Genomic DNA, 18,242 nt, shown 5'->3' on the forward strand with positions numbered 1-18,242 from the left:
GAAGCCACCGACGGGGCGGCCGGGGTGTTCGCGGACCTCGTGGGGCGCCACGTCGGGATCGGCCGGATCGGCGACCTCATCCGCACCCTCGCGGGCCGGACCGACTTGGTGAGGCTGACCATCGCCATCGCGGCGGCGCGGGCGGGGAAGCCGGGCGCGGCCACTGCATGGTGGCGGGCGAAATGAAGGTCCTGTCGACCCGGGCGAGCCAGGCCGGCGCCGAGATCGCGGGGCGGATCGATCACCTGCGCCCGGGTGCTACCCGCGCGCCGGAATGCCTGTCGCGGGATGCGGGCTGAGATCGTGACGGTGCAGGACACGGCAAGCGACCTCCTGCTGGTGAGCGGCGCGCACCAGATGGCCACCGGCCGGATTGCCGCCGGGGTCGGCCAAGTCCCCGCCCCCCGGGGTGCGGCGACGCAGCACCGCGACTCGGTGCGGACCACCACGGACGCGGCCTTGGCCCAGCCGCATGCTCTCTGGGGAACTTGGGGGCAATTGTGGGATCAGGAGCGGGCGCTGGGCGAGGCGATGCGGGCGCTTGGCGGGACGACGGGATAAGGGACAGCGCACGACCCTCGTGATGGCGCGCCTTCAACGCCGCATCCGAGACATATTCATTAAGTTCATCGAGATCGACGCCCTACCCCAGCTACGCCAGACGGCCATCGCGTTCTTGCACACGAAGCAGAGGGGGACGCGAATGCAAGGGACCAGGACTGCGCTACGCCTGTTCAGTGAACGAAGCATCGAGATCGGAGCAAAGCTCAGTCATGCCGCCACCGGCCAACATTTTGATCATGTTTATATCATCGAGCACGGCCATGATTGGTCTTGCGCCAGTGACCGTCCAGGCTCGAAACATCGATCTCGATTTCTACCGATTGACTCCCGGAATGGAGGCGAAGGACGTCAGCGCAATTCTTGGAGAACCGCTGCCGAAAAGCTGTCATGCCAAAGGCAACGAACTGGCATTCGAAAGCGAGAGAGGAGCCTACAAGATCTATTTGGATTCGCATGGTCATTTTTTTAGAATGACTTGGCAGCAGAAGCGCCCAGCCCCCCTCATGATTGAGGATGCGTTCCGCACCCTGGCCGAATTGCATAAATGCGGTGCCGGAAAGTCATTCGAGATCGAAAAGAACACCGGGATGTTCAGGAGCGGAACAGACCCCATGACTCCGGAAAAGACGCACGAAGGGTTTACCGCGAAATTTCAGGGACATGACCACATACAGCTAATCTTATCACTCAGTCGTCATAGCAAAAATGAATATCACCTTTCGTGTTCTAGACTTAAGAAAGCCAGCAGAGCCAGATTCGAAGATTCTTGCACCCGCGACATGATGCCCTGCCCATCGCCTTCACCTTTTCCATTTCTCAGGGGATTGCGATTCTGAATAATTCTTTCGGAGTGTTGTGTCCGCGTTTCGCGACGAGGCAGAACACGGGAACCGGACATTCGGACCTTCCAAAAATTCGATACCGGCAGAGGGGCTGGATTGCACGCCTCCGGCACAGCCCTCCGGGTTGGGGTTCGCTCAGCGCACCCCCCGGAATGGCAACGCCAACGAACGACACCGATCCGCTTCCGGTAGGAGGGGAAACCTGCGCCAAAGCAAGAGCGGCCCCTGCCTACAGCGTGGACGAGCCCGGATGGATGCGGACCGGAGAGGAAAGCTTCAATCGTCCATCTTCAAAGCCGCGATGAAGGCCTCCTGCGGGATCTCGACCTTGCCGAACTGGCGCATCTTCTTCTTGCCCTCCTTCTGCTTGTCGAGGAGCTTCCGCTTGCGCGAGATGTCGCCGCCGTAGCACTTGGCGGTGACGTCCTTGGAGAGGGCCTTGATGGTCTCGCGGGCGATGATCTTGCCCCCCAACGCCGCCTGGACCGGGATCTGGAACAGGTGGCGGGGGATGAGGTCCTTCAGCTTCTCGCACATGGCCCGGCCGCGATGCTCGGCGCGGGTGCGGTGGACCAGCATCGAGAGGGCGTCGACGGGCTCGGCGTTGACCAGGATCGACATCTTCACCAGATCCCCCTCGCGGTAGTCGGAGATGTGGTAGTCGAACGAGGCGTAGCCCTTCGAGATCGACTTCAGTCGATCGTAGAAGTCGAACACCACCTCGTTCAAGGGCAGGTCGTAGACCACCATGGCGCGCTTGCCGACGTAGTTGAGGTCGACCTGGGCGCCGCGCCGGTCCTGGCACAGCTTCAGCACGCCGCCGAGATGCTCGTCGGGGGTGAGGATGGTGGCACGGATCCACGGCTCCTCGATGGCGGTGATCTTCATCACGTCCGGCATGTCGGCCGGGTTGTGCAGCTCCTTGATGGTGCCATCCGTCATCTGCAGGCGGTAGACCACGGAGGGCGCCGTCGAGATGAGGTCGAGGTTGAACTCGCGTTCCAGGCGCTCCTGGATGATCTCGAGGTGGAGGAGGCCGAGGAAGCCGCAGCGGAAGCCGAAGCCCAGCGCCGCCGAGGTCTCCATCTCGTAGGAGAACGACGCGTCGTTGAGGCGCAGCTTGCTCATGGCACTGCGCAGGGTCTCGAACTCGGCCGCATCCACCGGGAAGAGGCCGCAGAACACCACCGACTGCACGTCCTTGAAGCCCGCCAGCATCTCCTTGCAGGGGCGCTTGTCCTCGGTGAGCGTGTCGCCCACGCGGGTGTCGGCGACCTCTTTGATCGACCCGGTGAAGAACCCGACCTCGCCGGGGCCGAGTTCGCCGATATCGGCCATCTTGGGCCGGAACACCCCGATCTTGTCGACGCCGTGCACGGCGTCGGCCCGCATCATGCGGATGTTCATGCCCTTCTTCAGCACGCCGTCGACGATGCGCACCAGCACGACGACGCCGAGATAGACGTCGTACCAGCTGTCCACCAGCAGGGCCTTCAGGGGCGCGTCGCGGTCGCCCTTGGGCGGCGGCAGGCGGGTGACGATGGCCTCCAGCACCGCCTCGATGTTGAGGCCGCTCTTGGCCGAGATCGCCACGGCGTCCGACGCGTCGATGCCGATCACCTCCTCGATCTGCGCGCGGATGCGCTCGGGCTCGGCGGCCGGCAGGTCGATCTTGTTGAGGACGGGGACGATCTCGTGATTGGCGTCGAGCGCCTGGTAGACGTTGGCGAGGGTCTGCGCCTCGACGCCCTGGGACGCGTCCACCACCAGCAGCGAGCCCTCGCAGGCGGCCAACGATCTTGAGACCTCGTACGCGAAATCCACGTGGCCGGGGGTGTCCATCAGGTTGAGGATGTAGGTCTTGCCGTCCTGGGCCTTGTATTCGAGGCGCACGGTCTGCGCCTTGATGGTGATGCCGCGCTCCTTCTCGATGTCCATGGAGTCGAGCATCTGCTCGCTCATGTCGCGCAGGGCCACGGTGCCGGTGGTCTGGATCAGCCGGTCGGCGAGCGTCGACTTGCCGTGGTCGATATGCGCCACGATGGAGAAGTTGCGGATGTTGTCGATGGGGGACGTGGTCATCGAGGGTGCGATCTCCGGCGCGGCGCGGCGCGTCGTCTGAGGACGAACCCGGCGCACGGTCATAAGGGCTGAGAAAACTGGAACGCCGCAGATAGCAGTGCGGGCCCCTTGCGCCAAGCGCGGGGGAGCGGCCGCGATGGATCGGGCGGCCGGGGGCCGCGGCCTTTCGCACCCCTGCCGTGAGGGCGAGCCACCGCAAACGGGACGCGCGCGACCCGACCTTGCGGCCGAGCTTGATTTCCCGATGCTCCCGGTGTCACGCCCATCCCCGGCGTCTCGTCGGGCGCTCCCGATCCGCGCAGCCGAGGCCGAAGGAGGATCCCGATGGACAGCGCCGGTTTCCTCCCCGACGCGGGTCACGTCCTCCTCGTCGAGGACAATGACGGCATGCGCCTGCTGGTGACCCGCTGCCTGCGCGAGAGCGGCTACCGCGTCACCGGCTGCCGGAGCGGCGCCGAGATGTGGCTGCTGCTGCCGGAGGGGGCGTCGACCTGATTCTCCTGGACGTGATGCTGCCCGGCGCCTCGGGCCTCGATCTCCTGCGCGCGCTGCGCTCCCGCTCCCGGGTGCCGGTGATCATGGTCAGCGCGCGGGGCGAGGAGGCCGACCGCGTCCTGGGCCTGGAACTCGGCGCCGACGACTACATCGCCAAGCCGTTCGGGCGCCCCGAGCTTCTCGCCCGGGTCCGGGCCGTGCTGCGGCGCTCCGTTCTGGCACCGGCTCCCTCTGCCGCACGCACCAGCGAGATCCTTACCTTCGCGGGTTGGCGGCTCGATCTGCGCAGCCGGGCGCTCGTCGATCCGGAGGGCGCCGGCGTCGACCTCTCGGGTGCGGAATACGACCTCCTCCTGGTGTTCCTCGACCATCCCGGGCGCGTCCTCGGCCGCGAGCAGATCCTCGAACTCTCGCGTGCCCGCCTCGGCTCGCCGTCCGACCGCAGCGTCGACACCCTGGTCAGCCGGCTCCGGCGAAAGCTCGATCCACCCGAGGGCGGCGTGCCGGTGATCAAGACGGTGCGGGGCTCGGGTTACATGCTAGCGGCGCAGGTCGCGCGCGCATGAGGCGCTGGCGCGTCCTGGCGCGAAGCCTGGAGGTCCGGACGGTCGCCGTCCTGCTCGTGGCCATCCTGGCGGTCCATGGCGGTGCCGTGCTGCTCTACCGCCAGTCGGCCGCGGCGGCGGCGAACGAGGCCTTCGCGAGCCAGACCGCCACGCATCTCGCCCTGGCCCGCGAGGCCGTGATGCGACGGCCGCCCGCCGAGCGGGACGCCGAGGCGAAGGCCCTGTCCAATCTGCATTTCGAGATCGGGTGGTCACAAGCCACCGCGCCAGCCGGGGCGCGGAACGATCCGGCCCTCTTCGCCCTGAGCGAGCGCCTGCGGGCGTTCGACCCGAGCCTCGGCCCCGGCCTCTCCCTGGCGATGGAGGGCGGCGACCCGCTGCACGCGAACGATCTGGCCGGCAGCCTCGTGCTGCCGGACGGAACGACGCTGACCTTCCGGTCCGCCCATGCGCCGAGCCTGGCCCTGCGGAATCCCTGGGCGTTCCTCGCGACCGCCATGGCCATCCTCGTCGGGCTCGCGGCGGTGATCCTGATGCACGGGATCGCCGGTCCGCTTCGCACGCTGACGCGCCTGACCGGGCTGATCGGTCACGGGCAAGTGGTTGCCGTGCCCGAGGCGGGCCCCGACGAAACCCGCGCGATCGCGCGCGCCCTCAACGGCATGCAGGGGAGGATTCAAGGCCTCCTCACCGAGCGGACCCAGGCGCTCGCCGCCGTCTCCCACGACCTGCGCACGCCGATCGGGCGCTTGCGCCTGCGCCTCGACGGCCTCGCCGACGCCGCCGAACGCCGGGCGATGGCGTCCGACCTCGACGACATGCTGGCGATGATCGACTCGACCCTGGCCTATCTGCGCGGCGACGCCGACCCGGAGGCGCGCCGCGTCACCAACGTCGCCAGCCTCCTGATGAGCATCGCCGATGCGGGACAGGATGCGGGGCACGCCGTCCGCTACGACGGGCCGGGCCGCGCCCTCGCGGTCGTCCGCCCGGTCGCGCTGCGGCGGGCTCTGGACAACGTCGTCGACAACGCCGTGCGCTACGGAGGTCGGGCCGACCTTCGTCTCGCCCTGGAGGCCGCGACCCTCGTCCTGTGGGTCGAGGACGAGGGCCCCGGCATCGCGCCCGAAGCGGTCGGCCTCGCCTTCGCGCCCTTCACCCGCCTGGAGAACTCCCGGAATCAGAACACCGGGGGGACCGGGCTTGGGCTCACCATCGCCCGGCGCGTGATCGAGGGCGAGGCCGGGAGCATCGACCTCGGAAACCGGGCCGGCGGCGGCCTACGGGTTTGCATCCGCCTGCCCCGCCCGGCGGGTTGACCGGGCCGGACTCCTCGGGCTCGGGCATCGCGAAGGGATCGCACGGACCGGGTCCGGCACACTTCGTCACGAAGCCGGCATCCGGCAGTCGAACAGCCTCGCTATCTCCATCCTCGACGCGGCCGATGGGGCTGCGAGACACGAGGACAACGGCATGACACGCACCACGCTCAGCTTGCTCTCCCTGGCCATCATGGCCGCGCTCGCCGGCCCGGCCTCCGCCATCGACGGCCACGGCAACGCCGCCAACCCGTCGCAGGCCGTCCCGAACACCGGCAGCGTCTCGGGCGGCCCGGCCCACCGCGACGACCCGCACGTCAGCGAGAGCCGCGAGGCGACCCGCGACGGCAAGCCGGTGCATTCCGCCAATGACGGGCACGCCCACGGCCACACCCGCGACAAGAAGTAGGCCACCGGAGCGGCATCTGCGCGGCGAGCCCCGACGCGCCGATGCCTTCGGACTTACGCTCCTGCGAATCGGTCCGGAGCCGCGCTCACTCGGTCTTGGGGGCCGCCCCCGCGCGCGCCTCGGCCGCCATGGTGACCAGGATCTTGCGCAGGCCCCCCATCTCACGGATGGGCGCCGGGAACAGGACCCGTGCGGTCCGGTCTCCCGTCAGCAGGTCCAGGCCCTCGGGGTCGAGGCCGGTGAGGCGCCAGGGCCCGGGCTCGGCGCCGGTGCCGACGGCGTAGAGCGCCAGGGCGTCGGCATGGTCGGCGTTCATGTGCTCGACGGCGCCGGCCTCGCCCGCCACCAGGCCCTCGGCGCCCGTGAGGTCGAGGCGCAGTTCGCCCGCCGTCAGCACCGCCGCCTTGGCGAACCCGCCGTTGAGGTGGCCGGCCTTCGGCTCCAGAGCGAAGAATCCGAAATCGGGGAAATCCGCGTAGAGCTTCGCCTTCGGGTGCCGGGCGATGAAACGGGCGCGGGCCCGCGGCTCGGCCGTCTGCGCCACCCGCCCGGTCACCGTGAGGCGCGGATGGGCCAGGGGGTCGCCCTTGCCGCCGGCGCTGAATAGCAGGGAGGCGCGCGGATCGGCCAGCAGGTTGCGGGTGTGGGCCGAGAGCCGCGACAGCAGCATCAGGGGCGTGCCGTCCACGTCGGTGGCGATGGTCACCAGGGAGACGAACGGCGTGCCGTCCTCCGGATCGAGGGTGGCGAGGGCCCCCGATCGGATCGTGCGCAGCAGATGGCGGGCGAGGCCGATGGCGTCGAACGGCGCCTCCGCGGCCGGCAGCGGCACCGCCGGCCCACGCCGCGCGGGCGTGGTGTCCCCGGTCTTCTCGCCAGCGTCCGCCATGGTCTCGTCCCCGTCTCGGCTCTCGTTCAGACACGCGATGATAGCGGTGGCACGGTCCGGTTTGCGAGGTGGAGAGAGTGCGGCCCGTTGGCCTCAGTCAAGCGCCAATCCAACACGGCTCGCTTTTTCGGAAGGGAGCCTTTACACAGCCTGACTCTCCGCGCGAATGCGGCCTCGCCCCTCGGGGCCCGGCCGCCAGCGCGTTTTTCGCCGGCTCCGGTGTGTTCGGGGTGGGATGCGGGGATGCGGGCGAACCTTCGGCCGCGAGGACCGCATCCGAGCAGTAGGGAACGCGCATGCCCACCATCGCCCTCGTGGACGACGACAGAAACATCCTCACCTCCGTCTCCATCGCGCTGGAGACCGAGGGCTACCGCATCCAGACCTACACGGACGGCGCCTCGGCGCTGGACGGCCTGAAGCATTCCCCGCCCGATCTCGCGATCTTCGACATCAAGATGCCGCGTATGGACGGGATGGAGCTTCTCAGGCGTCTGCGGCAGAAATCCGACCTTCCGGTGATCTTCCTCACCTCGAAGGACGAGGAGATCGACGAATTGTTCGGCCTCAAGATGGGCGCCGACGACTTCATCCATAAGCCGTTCTCGCAGCGCCTCCTCGTCGAGCGCGTGAAAGCGGTGCTGCGCCGCTTCGCCCCGAAGGACGGCCCGGGGGCCGCCGCCCGCGAGGCCGACGCCGCCGCCCGCTCCCTCGAGCGCGGCCTCCTGATGATGGACCCGGAGCGCCACACCTGCACGTGGAAGGGCGAGCCCGTGACCCTGACGGTCACCGAATTCCTCATCCTGCAGGCGCTGGCCCACCGCCCCGGCGTCGTGAAGAGCCGCAACGCCCTCATGGACGCCGCCTACGACGACCAGGTCTACGTCGACGACCGCACCATCGACAGCCACATCAAGCGCCTGCGCAAGAAGTTCAAGGTCACCGACACGAGCTTCGACATGATCGAGACGCTCTACGGCGTCGGCTACCGCTTCAAGGAAGGCTGAGCCCGGCCCGGCACCGGGCGGCCCGCCGCCCCCCTTCCGCAATCCCACCGAACCGGACAGACGTGGCCACCACAGATCAAGCCGAAGACCGTCCCCTCCGTCTGGTGGAGTGGCCCCGCGCCCTGTGGAACGCCATCGGCCAGAGGGCCTCGTCGAGCCTGACGCGACGGATCGTCGTGCTCAACCTCGTCGGGCTCTTCGCCCTCCTGTTCGGCTTCCTCTACCTCAACCAGTTCCGCCAGGGGCTGATCCAGGCGCGGGTGCAGAGCCTGCTGATCCAGGGGGAGATCATCGCCGGCGCCATCGCGGCCTCGGCCTCGGCCTCCGGGGATACGGGCGCGATCCGCATCGACCCCGACAAGCTCCTGGAACTCCAGGCCGGCGAGGCGGAGGAGGCCCCCTCGCCCCTGGCCTTCTCCCTGAACCCGGAGCGCGTGGCCCCGCTCCTGCGCCGCCTCATCACCCCGACGGGCAACCGCGCCAGAGTCTACGATGGCGACGGCGGCCTGCTGTTCGATTCCCGCACCCTGTCGGCAAGGGGTGAGATCGGGCGGGGCGAGATCGGGCGCGGCGAGTCCGTCCTGCGCGAGAGCAAGCGCACCGCCCTGGAACAGGCGTTCGACTTCGTTCAGACCCGCATCCTCGGCGGGCAACGCGCGGTGCCGGCCGAGGAGGTCGGCCCCACCAGCGGGCACGGCCTCAAAGAGGTGCAGGTGGCGCTGGGCGGCTCGCGCGGCACCATCGTGCGCCGCAACGAGGTCGGAGAGACGATCGTGTCCGTGGCGGTGCCGATCCAGCGCGGCACGTCCGTGCGCGGCGCCCTGCTGCTCTCGACGCAAGGGGGCGACATCGACCGCGTCATCGCCTCGGAGCGCTTCGGCCTGCTTCAGGTGTTCCTGGTGGCGGCGGCCGTGATGCTGGTCCTGTCGATCCTGCTCGCCGGCGCCATCGCGGGGCCGGTGCGCCGCCTCGCCGACGCCGCCGAGAAGGTGCGCCTTGGCATCAAGTCGCGCGAGGAAATCCCCGACTTCACCGGGCGCACGGACGAGATCGGCCACCTCTCGGGGGCCTTGCGCGACATGACCCAGGCCCTCTACCGGCGCATCGACGCCATCGAGAGCTTCGCGGCCGACGTCTCCCACGAGTTGAAGAACCCCCTGACCTCGCTGCGCAGCGCCGTCGAGACCCTGCCGCTGGCCAAATCCGACGAGTCCAAGGCGCGCCTGCTCCAGATCATCCAGCACGACGTGAAGCGCCTCGACCGGCTGATCTCCGACATCTCCGACGCCTCGCGCCTCGACGCCGAGCTCGCCCGCGCCGAGGCCCGCAAGGTCGACATGCACAAGCTCATGACCACCGTGGTCTCGGTGGCCAACGAGCGCCGACGCCCGAAGGACGCGGTGATCCTGTTCGACGTCGCCGTGCCGCCCGGCGAGGTCGAGGCGCCGTTCGCGATCTTCGGCCACGATTCGCGCCTGGGTCAGGTGGTGAACAACCTGCTCGACAACGCCCGCTCGTTCTCGCCCCCCGACGCCAAGGTGCGGGTGGCCCTGCGCCGGGTCCGGGCCGACGTGGAGCTGGTGGTGGAGGACGAGGGTCCGGGCATCCCCGAGCACGCCCTGGAGCGCATCTTCGAGCGCTTCTACACCGACCGGCCCGAGCAGGGCTTCGGCCAGAATTCGGGCCTCGGTCTCTCGATCTCGCGCCAGATCGTCCAGGCGCACCGGGGCACGATCCGGGCCGAGAACCGCCCCGGCCCGGCGGACGAGGACGGCGAGCCGACGGTGCGCGGCGCCCGCTTCATCGTGCGCCTGCCGGCGGTGCGCTGAGCCGCGCGTTGGACGGGGAGACGATCCACGCCACCGGCCTCGCCCTCCGGGGCGCGGGCGTGATCGTCCGGGGCGCGTCGGGATCGGGCAAATCGACCCTCGCCCTGCTGCTCCTCGACCGGGCGGCCACCCTCTCCCTGCCGGCGGCCCTCATCGGCGACGACCGCATCCGGCTCGCCCGCGACGGCGACACCCTCCTGGCCCGGCGGCATCCGGCGCTCGGCGACGGGATCGAGGTGCGGGGCCTCGGCCTGTGCCGGGCCGTGGCGGTGACGGAGGCCCCGGTCCGCCTCGTGGTCGACCTCGTGGCGCGCCAGCCGCGCCTGCCGGAGCCCGCCGCCCCGGCCCGGCTCCTCGGCCTCGCGCTCCCGCGCCTGGTCCTCGACCGGCGGCACCTGCGCTCCGGCCTCGCCCCCCGCCTCGTCCTCGACGCCCTGGCGGAGCTCGGGATCGGAGCCCCCGGGGCGATCCTTCGGATGCCGAGGCCAAGCGAACCGTAGCGCGGGGGCCACCATCGTGGCATGATCATGACGTTCGGGCCTACAAAACGTCGCGATCACCTTGCGCTCGACCTTGCGCTGCACAAGATGGCGGCTCCGCTCACAGGGCGTTGGAATCCGCGTCGATGATTGGAATGGTGCTCGTCACCCACGGGCTGCTCGCGACGGAGTTCAAGGCTGCCCTTGAACACGTGGTCGGGCCGCAGAAGCAGATCGAGACCATCACGATCGGGCCCGAGGACGACATGGAATTGCGGCGGCTCGACATCATGACCGCCGTCGGCCGGGTGAACTCCGGCAAGGGCGTCGTCGTGCTCACGGACATGTTCGGCGGCACGCCCTCGAACCTCGCCCTGTCGTGTATGAACGGCGGTCAGGTCGAGGTGGTGGCGGGCATCAACCTGCCCATGCTGATCAAGCTCGCCAGCGTGCGCGACGCCGAACCCCTCGGCGACGCGGTGCTCCACGCCCAAGAGGCGGGCCGCAAGTACATCAATGTCGCCTCGCGGGTCCTGGCGGGCAAGTAGGGCGAGCGCGGGTCGAGGCCGGTTCGAACGTCGGCTTGCCTTCCTAACGCCTTCACAAGGGCCTACAGGCCATCGTGACGGATCCGGTGCCGGCCAACGGGGCGCGGCGGATCGGGAATGGCGACCAAGCGCATGATCGACGACGAGGATTCCGACGCGGCCCTTCCCCCCGTCCCCGAGGGCGGCCTGCTGCGGGTGCTGCCCATCGTCAATCGGCGCGGCCTGCACGCCCGAGCCTCCGCGAAGTTCGTCCAGACCGTCGAGCGCTACGACGCCGTCGTCACCGTCACCCGCTCGGGCGAGACCGTGGGCGGGCGCTCCATCATGGGCCTGCTCACCCTCGGCGCCGCCCAGGGCACCACCATCGCGGTGGTGGTCTCCGGCCCGGACGCGGATGCCAGCCTCCAGGCCATCACCGACCTCCTGGCGAACAAGTTCGGCGAGGACGAGTAGGCGCCGCCGGCGCTTGGTCCTCACGAGTAGGCGCCTGCGGTGGCTTCCCCCTCACGCCGACCGGTCGAGGCGCCCGCGCCCCGCCATGCCCTCGGCCGCACGCCGCCAGACCACCGCCTGAAGGCCGATTCCGAGGATCAGGCTGGCGGCGATGACTTGGCCGTCCCGGCGGGTGAGGTCGACGGCGCATTGACGGCGCTCGGCGAACAGGCGCGTCACCACCCGGACCAGGGTCGCCTCGCACGGGTCGCCGATGATCGGCGCCGCCGCATGGGCGGCATCGAGGCCCAAGAATTCCTCCACAGCGTCGCGGATGCGGTGCGGCTCGGCAATGCGCTCCCGCACCGACGCGCCGGCTCCGCCGACAGCGAGAATGTGGTGCGCCGGGATCCGCACGGCCTCCGCCACCGGCCGAAGGGCCGGACCGACGGTTGTCGGACCCGTGGAAGCGAGGTCGAGGCTGGCGCCGCGGCGCAGGGTCTCGAGGCGTTCCAACAGCGCGGCGCGGATCGCCCCGGCGAACCGGGGGTCGAGGGCCGGGGCGCCCGCGTGCCCGTGCGGCTGCCAGACGGCGAACCGCCCCTTGCCCCAGACCGGATGCGGCACCGTGAGGGGGATCGCGGCATGGAGCGTACGCCGCGCGCCCTCCCCGGCCGAGACCAGGGCGATCGTCACCGTGCGTCCGTCGGACAGGTGCCGGGCCGCGGTCAGAAGATAATCGGGATCGGAGAAGACCGGGTCCGCCGCGCCCGTCCGGGTCAGGAGGGCGCGCCAGCCCGCCACGGCCTCGGGGGCGACCTCTCCCGGCCGGCACAGATCGACCTGCCAGGGTCCGGCCTCGGGTGCCATGCCCACCCCGCCCGTGATCACCGTGAAGCGCCGTTTCACCATCTCGCACCGATCCCACGCGGCGTCCCGTTTCGGGACGAACCGGCACCCCGCAGGGCGCCCTTTGGTCGATCGCTCCAAGATCGATGCCGTGCGGATGTGCCCCGGATCGGGCCGCGGGGCCTCAGCCGCCCGGGATCGCCAGGGGGTTGTCGGTCAGCGCGGTCATGTCGGGCGCGTCGATGCGCGGGCGGCCCAGGAAGGCGTCCCACAGGCCGGTGACGAAGGCCGGGTCGAGGTCGCGCACGATGAGGACGAGGCGCGAGCGCCGGTCGTCGTCGGGCCAGGCGTCGAGGTGCACGGGGGCGTGGACGATGTGCTGCACGCCGTGCACCACCACGGGGTTGTCCGGCGCGTCGGAGAGGGCCACCAGCCCCTTGAGGCGCAGGAGCTTGGGGCCGTGGGCCGAGCGCACGAGGTCGAGGAACATCTCGAACCGGGCGCGCGGCACCGGCACGTCGTGGGTCAGGGTGAAGGCCCGGATCGCCGCGTCGTGCCGGTTCACGTCGTGATGATGATGGCCGTGCCCGTGGTCGTGCGCGTGATCATGGTGGTGGTGCGCCGCCACGGCCTCTACCCCGAGCCACGCGGCCACATCGGCGCTCTTGCCGGCGAGGCCGAAGAAGCCGCCGAGAAGGTCGGCCGGGGCGACGTCGGCGCCGTCGATGGGGGCGGCCGGGTTGAGGGCGCGCAGTCGGGCGACGAGGGCGTCGGTGCCCCCCTCCGCTAGGTCCGCCTTGGTCAGCACCAGCCGGTCGGCCACCGCCGCCTGCCGGACGGCCTCCCGGTGCGCGTCGAGGGTCGCGTCGCCGTTGACCGCGTCCACTACCGTGACGACGCCCTGCAGGCGGTACCGGATCACCAGGTAGGGATGGTAGATCAGGGCGTGGAGGATCGGGGCCGGGTCGGCGAGGCCCGTAGTCTCGATGACCACACGGCGGAACGGCGGGATGCGGCCGTTGTCGCGCTTGCGCAGCAGGTCTTCGAGGGTGGCGATGAGGTCGCCCCGCACGGTGCAGCACAGGCAGCCGGCGCCGAGGAGGATCATGTCCTCGTCCACCGTCTCGATGAGGAGATGGTCGAGGCCGATCTCGCCGAACTCGTTGACGATAACCACGGTGTCGGCGAGCGCGGGATCCCGCAGCATCCGATTGAGCAGGGTGGTCTTGCCGGCCCCGAGGAAGCCCGTGAGAACTGTCAGGGGGATCGGCGCGGGCGCGCGCGGATCGGTGGGCGAGAGGACGGAAGCGAGGGATGCAGTCATGGGGATGGCCTAACCCGGCGCGCGCCGGGGCTCAATCGCCCCGATACCGAGGCTCGACCGCTCCGATGCCGGGGCTTGGCCCCAGCCGTGGGGGAAGCCCCCGGCGTTACTCGTCGTCGCCGGCCTTCGCCGGGCGGGCCGCCTGCTTCGGCTTGACGACCGGCTTAGCCGCTGGCTTGGCCGCCGGCTTGATCTCGGCCTTCGCCTCGGGCTTGCCCCCCTTCGGCGCCGTTTTTCCGGCGGGGGTGGTCACCTTGAGCTTCGGCGCGCCCTCCAGCACCGGCGTCGACTCGACGGGGGCGTAGGCGCTCGCCGTCGACGGGACTGCGGACTTGCCGCGCGCCAGGGCCTTCTTCGCATCGGGCGTCTTGCCGTTGGCCTTCTTGGCGTCGGGGTGCTTCGGGTCCGATTTCGCTTGCGCCTGACGGGCCTCCTTCGCCGCCTCGCGGCGGGCCGCCAGGGTGTCGAGGCGGGCCTTGCGGGCGGCGGCCTGCGTCTGGGCGCGCTCGGCCTTGTCGGCTTCCGCCTGGGCGTTGAGGACGATGGCGCCCTCGGCCGGATTGCGGCCGATCCACACGGGGATCGGCTGGAGCGGGGCGCGGGCCGGCAGGGCGCGGCCCCGCATGGCGCCGTTGTTGAGGGTGGCGAGCGCCAGGGCCGAACCGGGGAGCGCCGCCGCGGCGAGGATCTGGGCGTTGGAGCTGTCGGTGTTGCCCGCGATGGCGCCCGGGCCCTCGTCCACCGGCATGGGCTTCTTCCGGTCGCAGATGTAGGGGCGCAGGTCCGGCGGCTCGGCGATGGCGGAGGTCGGCAGGGCGTCGAGGGTCTGGGCCGTCCAGCCGGCGGACTGGCCGAAGCCGTAATCGAACAGGTCGGAGGCCTTGAGGTCGCGCTCGCGGGCGCTCGGCTGGCCCATGACCACGGTGATGAGGCGGCGCCCGTTGCGGGTGGCGCTCGACACCACGTTGAACCCACCCGCGCAGATGAAGCCGGTCTTCATGCCGTCGGCCCCGGCGTAGCGCCCGAGCAGGCCGTTGTGGTTGGCCATGATCGACTTGCCGAACTGGATCGCCGAGATGGAGAACAGACCGCGATTGTCGGGAAAGTCGCGGATGAGCGCGCGGCCGAGGATCGCCATGTCGCGGGCCGTGGTCCATTGCCGGGCGTCGGGCAGGCCGTTGGGGTTGGTCCACCGGCTCTCGCGCATGCCGATGCGCTGGGCGGTCTCGTTCATCATCGCGGAGAAGCCGTCGATGGAACCGCCGAGATGCTCGCCGATGGCCCAGGCGACGTCGTTGGCCGACTTCACCATGATGATCTTCAGGGCGTTGTCGAGGGTGAGTTGCGTGCCCGGCCGGAAGCCCATCTTCGAGGGCGGCTCGGCGGCGGCGGCGGGCGAGATGGTGAGGAGCGAATCCAGCGAGACCTTGCCCTGGCGCACGAGGTCGAGGGCGACGTAGACGGTCATCAGCTTGGTGATGGAGGCGGGAAACCACGGGTCGGTGGCACCCTGCGCGTAGATCACCTTGCCGGAATCCACCTCGACGACGAGGATCGGCGCGGTCACCGCGCCGGCGGAACTCGCACCGAGCAGTCCCACGCACGCCGTGAAACCAAAGGCGAGACGCCTCAACAACGGGTTCGACATCGGGCCTGTCTCGGAAAGGTCCAGTCCGGCTCGATGGACATCGAACCCGGCGGACATGTTGGGGGCAACGGCAAAGCTCGGGCGAGGGTCCCCGCCATTCGGATGCCACCAACCCGGCCTCCGTGGCGAGAGCATGGCGAAGGGTTTCGCAGCGCACAGGCCAGCCGCGCTCGCGTGGATGGGCTGGGTGTTTTCCATGAAGCAGGCGCAGCGATCGTGAGGCCGACGGCCGGCCCGTCTTCCCGCGATACAGCATCCGCGCGGTTCGGTGTGGCCTCGCGGGCGCGGCGGGCCTATGTGCAGGGCCTCATTCGGGAACATCGGGCGCGGCGCTTGGCGAGGGGCGCCCCGGAACAGCATGGCTTACGCGGTCAAGGAACTCTTCCACACCCTCCAGGGCGAAGGCGCGCAGGCGGGCCGGGCGGCGGTGTTCTGCCGGTTCACCGGCTGCAACCTGTGGTCCGGCCGCGAGCAGGACCGCGCCGATGCGGCCTGCCGGTTCTGCGACACCGATTTCCTCGGCATGGACGGCGAGGGCGGCGGCCGGTTCGCCACGCCGGACGCCCTCGCGGACGCCATCGCGACGACCTGGACCGGCGGGCCGCACCATCGCTACGTGGTGTTCACGGGCGGCGAGCCCCTGCTCCAGCTCGATCCCGCCCTCATCGTGGCGGTGCATGCCCGTGGGTTCGAGATCGCGGTCGAGACCAACGGCACCCTGGCCGCGCCCGAGGGGATCGACTGGATCTGCGTCAGTCCCAAGGCCGGCAATCCCCTGGTGCAGCGCACGGGCCACGAACTCAAGCTCGTCTATCCGCAGGCGGAGGCCGCGGCCGATCCCGCGCATTTCGCGGATCTGCCCTTCCGCCACCATTGGCTCCAGCCCATGGACGGGCCGGCGCGCCGCGCCAACACGCAGGCGGCCGTCGCGTACTGTCGGAGCGACGCGCGCTGGCGGCTCTCGCTCCAGACCCACAAGATCATCGGAATCCCCTAGCGAGCCGTGTAGATTGCGACCCATGAAGATCACCCAAGCCTTCACCTTCGAGGCGGCCCACCGCCTTCCGAACGTGCCCGAGACGCATCGCTGCCACCGCATGCACGGGCATTCCTACCGGGTGGAACTGACGCTCACCGGCGCCGTCGATCCCGACACCGGCTGGGTGGTGGATTTCTTCGACGTGGAGCACGCCTTCGCCCCCGTGCTGCTGCAGCTCGACCATTACTGCCTCAACGACATCGAGGGTTTGGAGAACCCCACGGCCGAGCACATCGCCGCCTGGATCTGGGCCCGCACCAAGGCGGCCCTGCCGGCCCTGTCCTCGGTGAAGGTCTACGAGACGCCGATGTCCTGGGCGGAATACGAAGGCGAGACCCGGTGAGCCACGACGGCGCCCTGGTCCTGTTCTCGGGCGGCCAGGATTCGGCCACCTGCCTCGCCTGGGCCCTCGACCGCTTCCCCCGCGTCGAGACCCTGGGCTTCGACTACGGCCAGCGCCACCGGATCGAACTCGACGGCCGGGCCGCCCTGCGGGACGGCATGACGGCCCTGAACCCGGGCTGGGCGTCCCGCCTCGGCGACGACCACACCCTCGACCTCGCGGCGCTCGGCGCCGTCTCCGACACGGCGCTCACCCGCGACACCGCGATCGCCCTGGCGGCGGACGGCCTGCCCAACACCTTCGTGCCGGGCCGCAATCTGCTGTTCCTCACCTTCGCGGCGGCTTTGGCCTACCGGCGGGGCCTGCGCCACATCGTCGGCGGCATGTGCGAGACGGATTATTCCGGCTACCCCGATTGCCGCGACGACACGATCAAGGCCCTGCAGGTGGCCCTCAACCTCGGCATGGACCGCCGCTTCGTCCTCCACACGCCCCTCATGTGGATCGACAAGGCCGCGACCTGGGCCCTGGCCGAAACCCTCGGGGGCCGGCCCCTGGTCGACCTCGTCGTGGAGGAGAGCCACACCTGCTACCTCGGCGAGCGGGGCGCGCGGCATGATTGGGGCTACGGGTGCGGGACCTGCCCGGCCTGCGACCTGCGGGCGAAGGGGTATCGGGCGTTCGTCGCGGAGCGTGCGTGAGGTTCGCCGGCAGACACGAGGCGACGACGCCTGCCTGCACCTTGTACGCAAGTTGCGTAGGGCATAGGATGTGTCGTGGCGTGTGACGTCGGGATCGTCGTCGATCACGCCAACAGCGACGACCCGATTTTCACGGTCGCGGTGCAGACCCCGCGTGGATCCCTCGACGTCATGGCCGAGGTGACGCTCCTGGGCCGAACTCTTGTGCTGACCGGCCTGCACATCGGTGGCGATCCGGCGGAGCAATGGGGCGCGGCTGCGCTACGGGACATCGTGCAGGGGGTCATGGAGCAGCTGGATGTCGACGAGATCCACATTGTTGGCGGTGTTCGGACCACGGGTGCAAATCCGGGACGAGCCCCCCGTCCGCGAAGGCTCCGCAGAGCGCCTCAGCCTCAAGCGGCGGCCGGACGCTGACCTGAACACGGTGGCGGCGGCCCGCGCCCTGATCCGTCGGCATCTCCCGGTGAAGGCCGCTCACGCGGTCATGACCGAACTCTTCGATACGGGCGAGGCCTATGTCGAGGTGCCGAAAGTCGAGAGCCTGAACCACCTGATCTCCGAACTGACGGCTTTGGGCATCGACGCGCGCAGGCATTGGCCTGACCAGATCTCGGTTCGGATCGTGCGGGAATCCCTGCATCTCTCGCAAGCTCAGTTCGCCCTGCGGTTCGGGCTGGAGGAAGCAACTGTCAAGAACTGGGAGCAGGGCAAGTCGAAGCCGAACGCGACGGCCATGACCCTCATCTGGACGATCTATCGCCACCCCGAGGCCGTCGTGGATGCCCTCGCCAGGGGCGGAACCGCGACCCTCGACGCCGCAGCGCCTGCGTTTCGATAGCGCGGAGGAACCGAGGCCGGAGAGGGGCCGGGGCCA

The 18,242-nt window shown here is 69.9% G+C and carries 19 protein-coding genes and 1 pseudogene; 15 read left to right on the plus strand and 5 right to left on the minus strand.

Going from position 1 to position 18,242, the window contains the following annotated elements:
• The first annotated feature begins 24 nt into the window (after positions 1-24).
• From ASF52_RS22615 to ASF52_RS22620, 3 genes are all read left to right on the plus strand, one after another.
• Positions 25-186, plus strand: coding sequence for a hypothetical protein (locus ASF52_RS22615; protein ID WP_156630096.1), 162 nt, complete (start codon positions 25-27; stop codon positions 184-186).
• 102 nt (positions 187-288) lie between these two features.
• The gene (locus ASF52_RS11540) at positions 289-561 is read left to right on the plus strand and encodes a hypothetical protein (protein ID WP_056171895.1); all 273 of its coding nucleotides are present in this window, start codon (positions 289-291) and stop codon (positions 559-561) included.
• A gap of 212 nt (positions 562-773) precedes the next feature.
• Positions 774-1,400 carry a hypothetical protein gene (locus ASF52_RS22620; protein WP_156630098.1) on the plus strand — a complete coding sequence of 209 codons (627 nt, stop codon included), beginning with the start codon at positions 774-776 and terminating at the stop codon, positions 1,398-1,400.
• A gap of 282 nt (positions 1,401-1,682) precedes the next feature.
• Here ASF52_RS22620 and lepA read toward each other — a convergent pair whose 3' ends face one another.
• Entirely contained in the window at positions 1,683-3,488 is a 1,806-nt protein-coding gene (lepA, locus tag ASF52_RS11545) for a translation elongation factor 4 (RefSeq protein ID WP_056171897.1), read from the minus strand.
• Between the two features lie 324 nt (positions 3,489-3,812).
• Between lepA and ASF52_RS11550 the strand changes: the two are divergent.
• The 3 genes and pseudogenes from ASF52_RS11550 (at position 3,813) to ASF52_RS11560 (ending at position 6,277) form a co-directional block, all read left to right on the plus strand.
• Positions 3,813-4,549: pseudogene (locus ASF52_RS11550) on the plus strand (response regulator transcription factor).
• Positions 4,546-5,868: an ATP-binding protein gene (locus tag ASF52_RS11555; protein WP_056171899.1), complete on the plus strand. Its 1,323-nt coding sequence runs from the start codon at positions 4,546-4,548 to the stop codon at positions 5,866-5,868. Before ASF52_RS11550 ends, ASF52_RS11555 begins: the two are co-directional and overlap by 4 nt.
• 154 nt (positions 5,869-6,022) lie before the next feature.
• Entirely contained in the window at positions 6,023-6,277 is a 255-nt protein-coding gene (locus ASF52_RS11560) for a hypothetical protein (RefSeq protein WP_056171901.1), read from the plus strand.
• 85 nt (positions 6,278-6,362) lie between these two features.
• On the opposite strand, the gene ASF52_RS11565 is transcribed toward ASF52_RS11560, so the two are convergent.
• Positions 6,363-7,166, minus strand: coding sequence for a HugZ family pyridoxamine 5'-phosphate oxidase (locus tag ASF52_RS11565; protein ID WP_056171902.1), 804 nt, complete (start codon positions 7,164-7,166; stop codon positions 6,363-6,365).
• Between the two features lie 296 nt (positions 7,167-7,462).
• Between ASF52_RS11565 and ASF52_RS11570 the strand changes: the two genes are divergently transcribed.
• The 5 genes from ASF52_RS11570 to ASF52_RS11590 all read left to right on the plus strand — a co-directional run bounded on the left by ASF52_RS11570 (position 7,463) and on the right by ASF52_RS11590 (position 11,482).
• Positions 7,463-8,173 (plus strand): response regulator transcription factor, encoded by a 711-nt coding sequence (locus ASF52_RS11570; RefSeq protein ID WP_056171906.1) that lies wholly within the window; start codon positions 7,463-7,465, stop codon positions 8,171-8,173.
• Positions 8,174-8,235: 62 nt separating this feature from the next.
• On the plus strand, positions 8,236-10,002 hold the full coding sequence (locus ASF52_RS11575) for a stimulus-sensing domain-containing protein (RefSeq protein ID WP_443136673.1): 1,767 nt from the start codon (positions 8,236-8,238) through the stop codon (positions 10,000-10,002).
• Positions 10,003-10,010: 8 nt separating this feature from the next.
• Positions 10,011-10,502: an HPr kinase/phosphorylase gene (locus ASF52_RS11580; RefSeq protein ID WP_156630100.1), complete on the plus strand. Its 492-nt coding sequence runs from the start codon at positions 10,011-10,013 to the stop codon at positions 10,500-10,502.
• Between the two features lie 125 nt (positions 10,503-10,627).
• The gene (locus ASF52_RS11585; protein WP_056087142.1) at positions 10,628-11,029 is read left to right on the plus strand and encodes a PTS sugar transporter subunit IIA; all 402 of its coding nucleotides are present in this window, start codon (positions 10,628-10,630) and stop codon (positions 11,027-11,029) included.
• Between the two features lie 117 nt (positions 11,030-11,146).
• Positions 11,147-11,482: an HPr family phosphocarrier protein gene (locus ASF52_RS11590; protein WP_443136674.1), complete on the plus strand. Its 336-nt coding sequence runs from the start codon at positions 11,147-11,149 to the stop codon at positions 11,480-11,482.
• A 51-nt stretch (positions 11,483-11,533) separates the two neighbouring features.
• Here the strand turns inward: ASF52_RS11590 and ASF52_RS22625 are convergent, their stop codons facing one another.
• The 3 genes from ASF52_RS22625 to ASF52_RS11605 all read right to left on the minus strand — a co-directional run bounded on the left by ASF52_RS22625 (position 11,534) and on the right by ASF52_RS11605 (position 15,282).
• Positions 11,534-12,373 (minus strand): hypothetical protein, encoded by an 840-nt coding sequence (locus tag ASF52_RS22625; RefSeq protein ID WP_056171909.1) that lies wholly within the window; start codon positions 12,371-12,373, stop codon positions 11,534-11,536.
• 121 nt (positions 12,374-12,494) lie between these two features.
• Complete coding sequence (locus tag ASF52_RS11600; protein WP_056171911.1) at positions 12,495-13,634, minus strand: CobW family GTP-binding protein; 1,140 nt, start codon at positions 13,632-13,634, stop codon at positions 12,495-12,497.
• A gap of 106 nt (positions 13,635-13,740) precedes the next feature.
• Positions 13,741-15,282: a D-alanyl-D-alanine carboxypeptidase family protein gene (locus ASF52_RS11605; RefSeq protein WP_056171913.1), complete on the minus strand. Its 1,542-nt coding sequence runs from the start codon at positions 15,280-15,282 to the stop codon at positions 13,741-13,743.
• Between the two features lie 358 nt (positions 15,283-15,640).
• Between ASF52_RS11605 and queE the strand changes: the two genes are divergently transcribed.
• The 4 genes from queE to ASF52_RS11625 all read left to right on the plus strand — a co-directional run bounded on the left by queE (position 15,641) and on the right by ASF52_RS11625 (position 18,206).
• The gene (queE, locus tag ASF52_RS11610; RefSeq protein WP_056171914.1) at positions 15,641-16,279 is read left to right on the plus strand and encodes a 7-carboxy-7-deazaguanine synthase; all 639 of its coding nucleotides are present in this window, start codon (positions 15,641-15,643) and stop codon (positions 16,277-16,279) included.
• A 22-nt stretch (positions 16,280-16,301) separates the two neighbouring features.
• Entirely contained in the window at positions 16,302-16,664 is a 363-nt protein-coding gene (queD, locus tag ASF52_RS11615; RefSeq protein WP_056171917.1) for a 6-carboxytetrahydropterin synthase QueD, read from the plus strand.
• Positions 16,661-17,365 (plus strand): 7-cyano-7-deazaguanine synthase QueC, encoded by a 705-nt coding sequence (gene queC / locus ASF52_RS11620; protein WP_082515289.1) that lies wholly within the window; start codon positions 16,661-16,663, stop codon positions 17,363-17,365. The genes queD and queC overlap by 4 nt, the downstream gene beginning before the upstream one ends.
• A gap of 298 nt (positions 17,366-17,663) precedes the next feature.
• On the plus strand, positions 17,664-18,206 hold the full coding sequence (locus tag ASF52_RS11625; RefSeq protein WP_156467419.1) for a helix-turn-helix domain-containing protein: 543 nt from the start codon (positions 17,664-17,666) through the stop codon (positions 18,204-18,206).
• Positions 18,207-18,242 lie beyond the last annotated feature (36 nt).

It is taken from the genome of Methylobacterium sp. Leaf112, assembly GCF_001423295.1.
Classification (GTDB): domain Bacteria; phylum Pseudomonadota; class Alphaproteobacteria; order Rhizobiales; family Beijerinckiaceae; genus Methylobacterium.